We start from the raw sequence: 9,525 nt of genomic DNA, 5'->3' as shown, positions 1-9,525 counted from the left end.
AACCGCAACGCCGGCACCAGACCGGCAGCAGACACCAGGTTCGGGTCATCGAACACGGGACGGATCGTGTGAGAGGCTTTCACTTACGAGGTGACCCTTCGACGCGGTGGACGGCGACTTCAGCAATTACCATCCTCCCTGCTCAGAACGGTCACCTCGCCCCATGCCACGCCCACACCCGCCACGACACCGGTGGATCAGGGCTGAACCAGTCAGAGCCAACTGGCAAGTTGGCTGGCCGCGGCCTGGTAGTCCGTGGCTCCCGACGCGAGCGCGACCACCAGGTCGTAGGCGTCGTCTTCGGGCGCGTCCAGCGTGACGTCGTTGAGGCCGTAGAACACGACCACGGCAAGCACATTGCTATGGCCGCATCTACCACCCTGGTATCACACGCTCAGGCCGCAGAGTGCGTGAGGGTAGCCGGGCGGCTTCGGCTCCCCAGGGCCCGGGGCCTTGACCCGTGATCGTGGACACGGTGTCGTTTCGGTTATGCCGCTTCCGCGAGGGTAGTCGAGTACGCGGCTTCGTAGGTGTTCGGGGCGATGTTGCCGATCGCTGAGTTGCGTCGGCGGGTGTTGTACCGGTTCGCCCACCGGAACGCGGTCCGGTACGCCGACGCCTGGTCGGCGAACGCCGGCGCGCCGGCCAGGAGCTCGCGTTTCAGGGACGCGTTGAACGATTCCGCCAACGCGTTGTCCGCTGACGAGCCGATCGCGCCCATCGACTGCGTGACGCCGAAGTCGGTGCAGAGGCGGACGTAGTCCTTCGACGTGTAGGTCGAGCCGTGGTCCGAGTGGAACACCGCGCCACGCAGCGAACCGCGTTCGGCGCGGGCGGCCTTGAGTGCGTCCTCGACGAGCGCGGTGCGCATGTGGTCGGCCACCGCCCATCCGCCCCATCGCGACCGGCAATGACACCTGCATAGACGTGGCATCAACGCGTAGATGTTTCAGTTTCTTCTGTGCTGGGCCTGTGTCAGGTGCTGGACCGGGTGTAGGCAGCGGCGCGCACCACATCGTCGTCCTCCAGTCCAGCTCCTATTGCTCCGCCCACGGTGGCCAGGCTGGCGGTGAGCCAGCTGATCTTCGCGTAGTCCAAAGCGTTCACTGGGTGACCGGCGACACCGGCCAGTACCTGCTCGTCGATGAGCAGCAGCGCGCCGAGCCAGGACAGGATGAATAAGCCGAGGTAGAACACCACAACCCCGATGGCCACGGTCGCGGTGGTGGCCAAATTGAACAGGATCACCTGCTCACGTTGGGCTCGCCGCCGTGGGCGCTCCCACAAGTCGGCTCCCAGGATCAGGGTGGCACTCACCGCCCCGATCGCCATCACCGCCAGCAGGACCAGGCGCACCGGCCCGTAGGCCATGGCCAGTACCCATAGGTCCGAGGCCACCAATGTCAGCATGCCGGTGGCCGCTGCCACGACCATCGCCCGGGAGAGCCGGGCCACGAAGGCCCAAGGCTGGTTGGCGCGGATCATGCCCAGCAGCAACCGCACGTTGCCGCTCAGCACTCGGGCCGTGAACTGCACGACGTTGTCGTCCGGGCGTTCGTCGAGGTCGGTGGACAGCTGGTGGGCTCTTCGAGCAAGATCCCGCTGGGCGTTGCGGTCTTCGGCGTCGTAGCCCAGGAGCTGCCCGACCACGTGCACGGTGGTCTCTTGCACCTTCTGCCGCACGCGCACGGCTCCCAGGGTTGGGACGGAGACCAGTCCTACCCCGTGCACGGGGCTGAGCTGGGTGAGCACCGGACGTCGGCCGGTCTTCAGGGGGATCTCGGTGAGCACCACGGCCAAATCCCAGTTCTCCTCCAGCACGCGGTTTCGGGCCGCCTCCAGCAGGTCCAAGGTCTCGGCGGGTGGATCGACCAGCCGGTCTTCGGCCATCTTCAGTTGCCAGCGCACTCCCGGATACCGCTGCACCAGAATCTTGCGCACCGAGGTGGTGACCTCGGGGCCGAGCATCGCACTCAGGGATGGTGAGACCACCAGGCCGATGAGCAGCTCGGCATCGGAAAGGGGTTCGGCAGGATCGGCGGTGGATCGGGAACGCTCAGCAGTCACCGTCCCATGATGAGGCAACGGGCCTTGACCCGTGATCGTGGACACGGTGTCGTTTCGGTTATGCCGCTTCCGCGAGGGTAGTCGAGTACGCGGCTTCGTAGGTGTTCGGGGCGATGTTGCCGATCGCTGAGTTGCGTCGGCGGGTGTTGTACCGGTTCGCCCACCGGAACGCGGTCCGGTACGCCGACGCCTGGTCGGCGAACGCCGGCGCGCCGGCCAGGAGCTCGCGTTTCAGGGACGCGTTGAACGATTCCGCCAACGCGTTGTCCGCTGACGAGCCGATCGCGCCCATCGACTGCGTGACGCCGAAGTCGGTGCAGAGGCGGACGTAGTCCTTCGACGTGTAGGTCGAGCCGTGGTCCGAGTGGAACACCGCGCCACGCAGCGAACCGCGTTCGGCGCGGGCGGCCTTGAGTGCGTCCTCGACGAGCGCGGTGCGCATGTGGTCGGCCACCGCCCATCCGGCCAGCTTCCGCGAGCACAGGTCGATCACTGTCGCCAGGTACACCCCGTTGGACACCGAACAGCTGCGCGCGAGTGGGCCGGCAGCCTGTCTACCCACCCAGCAGACACCCGCCACCCCCGTGGTTACCCCTCTAGGAATCTCAAGTAGATCTCCTACCGGCGGACGCCGCGGCGCCGGTCCGGGCTCGTGTCCCAGGAGACTCGAAACCGAACCTCACTGAGTCGCGCGCATCCGGCGCACGTCGTCACTGCCGTCACCGAAGGTCAACCAGCGGTCGGTCTCAACGAAGGCTGTCTGGCGGATGAGGATGCCAGGCTCTCCGTTCCGGGGAGGTTCCCACGGTGTTGGGGCAAGGGCGCGAAGCGGCGAAGCGAACCCTTGCCCCAACACGATGGTTCCGTGGTTGGCTGGCTGGGACCGGAAAAGGGCGGTCCGGGCAGGGTCTGGTGGACGCCTGACCAACCGCGCGGGGCACTACCTGGGGCGTGGTTGCAGCCAGCCTGCACAGGAAGGGCATGAGCACTATTCATGAAGGTCAGCCCGACTCAAGGAACGAGCGCAGCTGGTGGGTGACTGTCGGTGTCTGGGGGTGGCGTGCCGCGGGGTGGCTGGCGGGCTACGCGGCGTCACGGCTGCTGGACGCGTGGTGGCCGTGAGCCGCTGAGAGGCGCCGTGGCTCCTGGGGGGGACGTCGACCGCGGCGACCGCGGGCGTCACCTGGGACGCCCAGGTGGCGGCGCGACCAGCGGCCACCGAGGAGCGCGCCTCGGCGGTGCTCACGACCACGCCAACGCACCGGTTATCGGCGTCGATCAGGAGGAGGGGCCAGCGAACAGCAGGGCGTCCGCGTCGGCGCGACGCGCCGACGCGCCGGAGGTCCTCTCGACCCGCTCGAGGTCGTCGAGGCACACCCCGAGCTCGGGACGGTTCATCGCAACGCCTGAGACCTTCTCCGCGTACACGCGAACCGCACCGGCGTTCCGCAGTAGGTCCACCTGGGCGTCGAGGTCCTGGTCCTGCGTCGAAACGCGGGCGTATCCATAGATCATGACGAGCCGGCTCCTTCGCGTGGGTGCTCTAACTTCCGATGTGAACCTCACGGCCCGTGCGGGAGCGTTGAGTGAGACACGCCGCACGCGGGAGCGGGTTCTCTGGCGCGACTTCTCGCGAACCCATCGTCTGATGAGGGCGAAGCCCACCTACACCCATCTTCCTTGGGGTCGTACGGTGGAGTCCATGAGATCGGACTCCACCGAGCTGGGGCATTGGAAGCTTGATGCCCTGCACGACGGCACTCAGATGATCCCGCCACTGGCGGAGGCTAGAGCCGAGCTTCAGTTCGCCTTAGACGGCAAGCTATTCTGTCACGACAGTGTGAACACCGCGTACGGTCGTTACTCACTGGGCGAAGACGGAACGATGCACATGACACTCCTGGGGGAGACGCTCGGCGGCCCGCCCAAGTGGGCCCAGAACCAAGACAATCTTCTGCGGGCGGCCCTTACGAGCGCAAGCCGGCTGCTCGTCAGAGGGAACTCCCTGGCCTTACTCGACTCGCAGGGGTCGGCACTAGCGATTTTCCTTCGTGCGGCGTCACATTAACCAGTTCGTAGCGTCGCATCCGGAATGCTATTGACGATCGTACGGGTTGACGAAAAGAACACCCTTCGGAAACACCTCATGCTCGAATCAAACATTGATCCGCAGTTGGGGGTTTCCTCCCACCTAGGGTCCCCCCCTTGGATCATGCCGACTGCACCAACCTTGCCGTTCGTATAAGGGATAAGTGGCTCTTCATACCTGCGGTGGGTCCAGGGTGAGTCCGCCGCCGACGAGGAGCATGCGTAGCCGGTAGTTCTCTCGGTTCCGGAACCCTCGGGCGATGCGGCGGTGGAGCTCGATGAGCCCGTTGATTGCCTCGGTGCCGCCGTTGCTGGCGCGGTCGGTGTCGAAGTAGGCCAGGAATGCGTCCTTCCACTGTCTCAGGGTTCGGCCGAGGCGGGCGATCTCGGGGATGGGGCAGGACGGGAAGCCGTCGACGACCTGCTCGGCGAGCTGGCGGCCGGCTGCCGGGTCGGGGTGGGCGTAGGCGGCGCGAACCCGTTGGGCGCACTGCCAGGCGACGTGGACCGCGTCGTGGCGCGGCGATCGCCGCCGCGAGGCGGGCCTGTTGTTTGTCGGTGAGCCGCTCGGCCGCGCAGCGCAGGATGTTGCGGATCCCGTAGAGCGGGTCGCCGGAGCGGCCGCGGTGACCGTGGATCTCCTGCTGCACGCGGCGGCGAACCTCATCGACCGCCCGGCCGGCCAGGGCGACCACATGGAGAGCATCCAGGACAGCGGTGGCGTCGGCGAGTTTGTCGTCGATGGCGTTCTTGTAGCCGTGGAACGGGTCCAGGGTGGCGACCTCGACCCCCAGCCTTGAACGCCGTGCCGCGTTGGTCGAGCCATGTCTTGTACACGGTCCCGGAGCGGCCGGGTACGAGGTCGAGCAGCCGGGCTCGGACGCGTCCGTCCTTGTCACGGGTCAGGTCGACCATGCCGGTGAGCTCCTTCGGGCCGCGCTTGCGGGGACTCACGTGGTGCCACAGGTGTTCGTCCACCCCGAGGGTGGTCACGCCGGCGAACCGGGCCTCGTCGTCGGCCAGCGTCGCCAGGATGGGTTGGATCGAGCCCCATACCGTCTTCCACGCCACCCCCAGCTGCCGCGCGAGTCCGTGGATGGAGGCGTGCTCGCGGCGGACCTGCTCGATCACCCACCGGCACGCCCGGGTGGTCAACAGCCCGCGCGGGCGGGCTATCTGCTCGTCCTGCTCGGTGAACACCCTGGTCGGGCACGCCGGCTCCAGGCACCGCCACGTGCGTTTGCGCCACCGCAGCCGGGTCGGCCGCGCGAAACACGGGATGTCCACCAGCGTGGTCGTGCGTCGGCCGTGGCTCTCAGCGACCACCCCACACGTCGGGCAGCCCATCACCGTCGGCGCGGACTCCATCGTGACCACGAGCACGCCATGGCCGGTCTTGTCGACGTCGACCACGTGCAAGCCGTCCAGGCCGACCAGCAGGTCGCAATGGTCACAGTACGAAGGGGTCGTGGCAGCGCAGCAGCACCCCGTAGGCTCGGACACGTCGAGGCCTTCCGGTCAGGTTGAACAGACGCTTCCGATCCTGAAGGCCTCGACCCCCAACCACCCTCACCCCGCGCTCTGGCGTGTCGCGCTCACCCCCACCTCAAGGTTGAAGAGCCTGATTCCTGCGCGGCGAAGTCCTGGACGCAGTAACCAAGAAGTCCTGGACGTAGTAACCAAGAAGTCCTGGACGCCGTGAGCCGAAGTCCTGGACGGCGCAACTCGAAGTCCTGGACGGCGTAACTCGAAGTCCTGGGCGCCGTAACTCGAAGTCCTCGGCGGGGAGAGTCGAAGTCGTCGGCGGGGTAAGTCGAAGTCGTCGGCGGCCGGAGCGGGGCGCGGCCGGCGGGGCGGGCCGGCAAGCGGGCGGGCCGACAGGCGGGCGGGGCCGGCGGGCGGGTCAGCAGCAGCGGGTGCCGGGGTTGAGCTCCTGGTCGCGGTACTTGGCGCGCCAGAACTCCTTCTCGGTCATCGGGGGGTGCTCGCAGCCCGTGACCATGTGGTGGTGGAGGTACTTGTCGTAGGCGTCCGAGCCGACGATGCCGCGGGCGAAGCGCCGGATCTCCTTCGCGAGCGCGACCAACCGGTCGGCGGGGGTTCCCGCCGACCGGTCAGCCGGTGATGCGCCGTGCGCGGATGAGGTCAGTGCCCTGTTCCTTCCAGGTTCTCCTGCGGGTACTTCTCGTAGAAGGCCGCCCACTCCTTCTCGAGCTCCCGTTCGGCAGGATTGGCGATGATGCCCGTCGGTGCGAACATCTTCGAGGGTACCTGCGGGGCCTCGGTGTCGATGATCCCGATGCCGCGCAGCGCCTGGATCGTCTTGATGCTGGACACGATCATTACGATCAGGCCGCACACCACGAACAGGATCGACAGCGAGCCCTGCACCGCGGTGTTGAACACCACGGTGTTCATCTGGTCCAGGTTCTTCGCCGCACCCAGGGACGTCTCGCCGGCGGCGATCGCGTCGCGGTACTTGAAGTGGTTGGCCCAGTAGCCGATCGCCGGGTTCGGGTCGAAGATCTTCAGCAGCGAGCCGTACACGGTGATCACCGCGGTGAAGAGCATCGGAACCGCGATGATCAGCAGCGTCCACGTGTGGCCCTTGCGGGCGAAGATGACCAGGCAGATCGACAGCGCGACGGCCGCGAGCAGCTGGTTGGCGATGCCGAACAGCGGGAACAGCGTGTTGATGCCGCCGAGCGGGTCGTGCACGCCCATCACCAGGATCGAGCCCCAGCCGGCCACCATCAGGCCGGTCGTGATCCACGCCCCCAGGCGCCAGTTCAGGTCGCGGAAGCGCGGGTAGATGTTGCCCAGGGCGTCCGAGGCCATGAAGCGCGCCACGCGGGTGCCGGCGTCCACCGAGGTGAGGATGAACAGGGCCTCGAACATGATCGCGAAGTGGTACCAGAAGGACGCCATGCCCTCGCCCGGGATGAGCGCGTGCATGATCTGCGACAGGCCGACGGCCAGGGTCGGCGCGCCGCCGGTGCGCGACACGATGGACGCCTCCCCGACGTCGGTGGCCGTCTGGGCCAGGACCGCCGCGCTGGTGGTGACGGTCGAGCCGTCGGAGTTCACCAGGCCCAGCGAGTTCACGAACGCCGCGGCGCCCTCCACGGTGCCGCCGGTCGCGGCGGCGGAGGAGTTCATCGCGAAGTAGATGCCCTGGTCGATCGAGAGGGCCGCGACGAAGGCCATGATGGCGACGAACGACTCCATCAGCATGCCGCCGTAGCCGATCAGGCGGGTCTGGGACTCCTTCTCGACCAGCTTCGGCGTGGTTCCCGAGGAGATCATCGCGTGGAAGCCCGACAGGGCGCCGCAGGCGATGGTCACGAACAGGAACGGGAAGAGCTTGCCGCTGAACACAGGCCCGTCCCCCGCCTCGGCGAACCGCGTGATCGCGGGGACGTGGATCTCGGGACGGACGACGACGATCGCGACGGCCAGCATCGCGATGACGCCGATCTTCATGAACGTCGACAGGTAGTCGCGCGGGGCCAGCAGCATCCACACCGGCAGGACGGCGGCGATGAAGCCGTAGGCGATGATGATCCAGGCGATGGTGGGCCGGTCGAGGGCGAAGATCGCGTGCCCCATCTCGGATTCGGACACCCAGCGGCCGGACACGATGGCGAACAGCAGCAGCGCGCAGCCGATCACCGACACCTCCATCACCTTGCCGGGACGCAGGTAGCGCAGGTAGAAGCCCATGAACAGGGCGATCGGGATGGTGAGGCCGACGGAGTAGACGCCCCACGAGCTCTCGCCGAGGGCGTTGACGACGACCATCGCGAGGATGGCGACGATGATCAGCATGATCGACAAGGTGGCGATGAAGGCGGCGATGCCGCCGAACAGCCCCAGCTCGTCGCGGGCCATCTGGCCCAGCGAGCGGCCCTTGCGGCGCATCGAGACGAACAGCACCAGGTAGTCCTGGACGGCGCCGGCCAGGATGACGCCGACGATGATCCAGATCGTGCCGGGCAGGTAGCCCATCTGTGCGGCGAGCACGGGGCCGACCAGCGGGCCGGCGCCGGCGATGGCGGCGAAGTGGTGGCCGTAGAGGATGCGGCGGTCGGTGGGGACGAAGTCCTTGCCGTCGTAGTTGCTCTCCGCCGGGGTGGCCCGCTTGTCGTTCGGGTGGACCAGCTTGTCCTGGATGTACTTGGAGTAGAAGCGGTACGCGATCAGGTAGGACGCCACCGCCGCGAACACGAACCAGACGGCGTTGACTGATTCGCCGCGGGCGAAGGCGATCATCCACCAGGCGACGGCACCGATCAGAGCGATCACCGACCAGATGGCGATCTTGGCCGGCGTCCACTTGGCGTGCTGCTTCTCGATGTCCGGGTCGATCTGGACCGCGGGGCGTTCCGCGGCGAGGGGATCGAGTGTTGCGGCGTCCCATGGCCCGGGTGTTCCCGGCGTGGGTGTCTGCATGATTTCCTCGGTCTTCTCCCTGCAGAGGGCTGATGAAAAGAGCGGGGGTGGCTCCACGCGGGATGTTACACCTGTTATCCGGCTTGTATGACTTGGAGTGCCTCCTGGTGACGGGTGGTGGTCGCTACGGTGGCTGTGGGAGGAGGCTCCGGGTCTCGCCGCTATCGGGCTGAGCGTGATGGCTCGTGAAAGAGATCGGTGGGCTCTGGGGTCGACTCTCCCGGTCGAGGCTGGCCCGGTTCAGGGAATTGGTGGCCGAGGCGTGGACCTGCCACGCGGGTGACTCGTCTTGGGTGGCACCGGATCACGCACAAGCGTGGGTTCGCCGACTGTGGCGTTGGTTGCGGTCGCTGGGTGGCGATGAGCGGGAGTGTCTGCGCGTCACTGTCTGTCGACGGGGACGAGGGTTCTCCCGTCCAGGAAGACGATGCCCGTCGTGCGGAGTCACTGGCCGGTGGTTGGGCCCGGCGGGGTCGTGTCGTTCACAGCGAACGGAGGAACCCTCGTGTTTGTTCACCCTACCGATCCCGCGCTGGCGCGGGTCCAGGTCGGAATCGATGCTGCGGTGGTCGCCGACCATCACGTCACGATCCGGGCGACCTTGTCCGACGGGCAGGTGCAGCTGTCCCGTTTCCATGTCCCACCCACGATTGCTGGCTTGTCTCGTCTGGGCGAGCGACTGTCGGTGTTCCCGGGTGTGGTCGCTGTTGCGGAGCGGGTCCGCTGAAGGTTTGGTTGACCTCCGGGTTTATGGGCTCTTCACACTTCTGGTGGGGGTGGCGGGGTGAGTCTGGGCCGCCCCCTTCATTCGGTCCGGACGCTCTGTGAGTCGTCGGTTTCGATTTGATGGGTGCATTGCTGAGCGTACTCGGCTGGGGGTAGGTAGCCGAGCGAGGAGTGCCGGCGGTGGTGGTTGTA

The 9,525-nt window shown here is 67.0% G+C and carries 9 protein-coding genes and 3 pseudogenes; 2 read left to right on the top strand and 10 right to left on the bottom strand.

What is annotated here, in order from left to right; all coding sequences use genetic code 11:
* Nucleotides 1–212: 212 nt before the first annotated feature.
* The 5 genes and pseudogenes from ET989_RS15860 to ET989_RS14475 all read right to left on the bottom strand — a co-directional run bounded on the left by ET989_RS15860 (nucleotide 213) and on the right by ET989_RS14475 (nucleotide 3,582).
* Nucleotides 213–347, bottom strand: a complete 135-nt coding sequence (locus ET989_RS15860; protein ID WP_277751379.1) for a hypothetical protein — start codon at nucleotides 345–347, stop codon at nucleotides 213–215.
* Between the two features lie 140 nt (nucleotides 348–487).
* A pseudogene (locus ET989_RS14490) lies at nucleotides 488–916 on the bottom strand (transposase); the annotation flags it as partial.
* 59 nt (nucleotides 917–975) lie between these two features.
* Complete coding sequence (locus tag ET989_RS14485) at nucleotides 976–2,067, bottom strand: hypothetical protein (protein WP_131170234.1); 1,092 nt, start codon at nucleotides 2,065–2,067, stop codon at nucleotides 976–978.
* A gap of 58 nt (nucleotides 2,068–2,125) precedes the next feature.
* Nucleotides 2,126–2,587 carry a DDE-type integrase/transposase/recombinase gene (locus tag ET989_RS14480; RefSeq protein WP_165490207.1) on the bottom strand — a complete coding sequence of 154 codons (462 nt, stop codon included), beginning with the start codon at nucleotides 2,585–2,587 and terminating at the stop codon, nucleotides 2,126–2,128.
* A gap of 758 nt (nucleotides 2,588–3,345) precedes the next feature.
* Nucleotides 3,346–3,582 (bottom strand): recombinase family protein, encoded by a 237-nt coding sequence (locus ET989_RS14475; RefSeq protein ID WP_131170230.1) that lies wholly within the window; start codon nucleotides 3,580–3,582, stop codon nucleotides 3,346–3,348.
* Between ET989_RS14475 and ET989_RS16070 the strand changes: the two genes are divergently transcribed.
* Nucleotides 3,581–4,135, top strand: coding sequence for an META domain-containing protein (locus ET989_RS16070; protein ID WP_131170228.1), 555 nt, complete (start codon nucleotides 3,581–3,583; stop codon nucleotides 4,133–4,135). The two genes, ET989_RS14475 and ET989_RS16070, sit on opposite strands and share 2 nt — an antisense overlap.
* Before the next feature lie 192 nt (nucleotides 4,136–4,327).
* Here the strand turns inward: ET989_RS16070 and ET989_RS15345 are convergent, their stop codons facing one another.
* The 5 genes and pseudogenes from ET989_RS15345 to ET989_RS14455 form a co-directional block, all read right to left on the bottom strand.
* Nucleotides 4,328–4,822 carry a transposase gene (locus ET989_RS15345; protein ID WP_206662398.1) on the bottom strand — a complete coding sequence of 165 codons (495 nt, stop codon included), beginning with the start codon at nucleotides 4,820–4,822 and terminating at the stop codon, nucleotides 4,328–4,330.
* Nucleotides 4,743–5,054, bottom strand: a pseudogene (locus ET989_RS16065) (transposase); the annotation flags it as partial. The gene ET989_RS15345 and the pseudogene ET989_RS16065, both read right to left, overlap by 80 nt.
* Nucleotides 5,055–5,214: 160 nt before the next feature.
* Nucleotides 5,215–5,502: pseudogene (locus ET989_RS16060) on the bottom strand (transposase family protein); the annotation flags it as partial.
* A 556-nt stretch (nucleotides 5,503–6,058) separates the two neighbouring features.
* Nucleotides 6,059–6,241: a YbdD/YjiX family protein gene (locus ET989_RS14460; protein WP_131170226.1), complete on the bottom strand. Its 183-nt coding sequence runs from the start codon at nucleotides 6,239–6,241 to the stop codon at nucleotides 6,059–6,061.
* Between the two features lie 59 nt (nucleotides 6,242–6,300).
* Nucleotides 6,301–8,607, bottom strand: a complete 2,307-nt coding sequence (locus tag ET989_RS14455) for a carbon starvation CstA family protein (RefSeq protein WP_180320796.1) — start codon at nucleotides 8,605–8,607, stop codon at nucleotides 6,301–6,303.
* Nucleotides 8,608–9,112: 505 nt separating this feature from the next.
* Between ET989_RS14455 and ET989_RS14450 the strand changes: the two genes are divergently transcribed.
* Nucleotides 9,113–9,334: a hypothetical protein gene (locus ET989_RS14450; RefSeq protein ID WP_131170224.1), complete on the top strand. Its 222-nt coding sequence runs from the start codon at nucleotides 9,113–9,115 to the stop codon at nucleotides 9,332–9,334.
* Nucleotides 9,335–9,525: the final 191 nt, after the last annotated feature.

Origin of the sequence: Propioniciclava sinopodophylli, assembly GCF_004324755.1 — a bacterium.
GTDB classification, from domain to species: domain Bacteria; phylum Actinomycetota; class Actinomycetes; order Propionibacteriales; family Propionibacteriaceae; genus Propioniciclava; species Propioniciclava sinopodophylli.
Note: the sequence above shows the minus strand (reverse complement) of the source record. Positions and strands in the feature narration are given on the sequence as shown.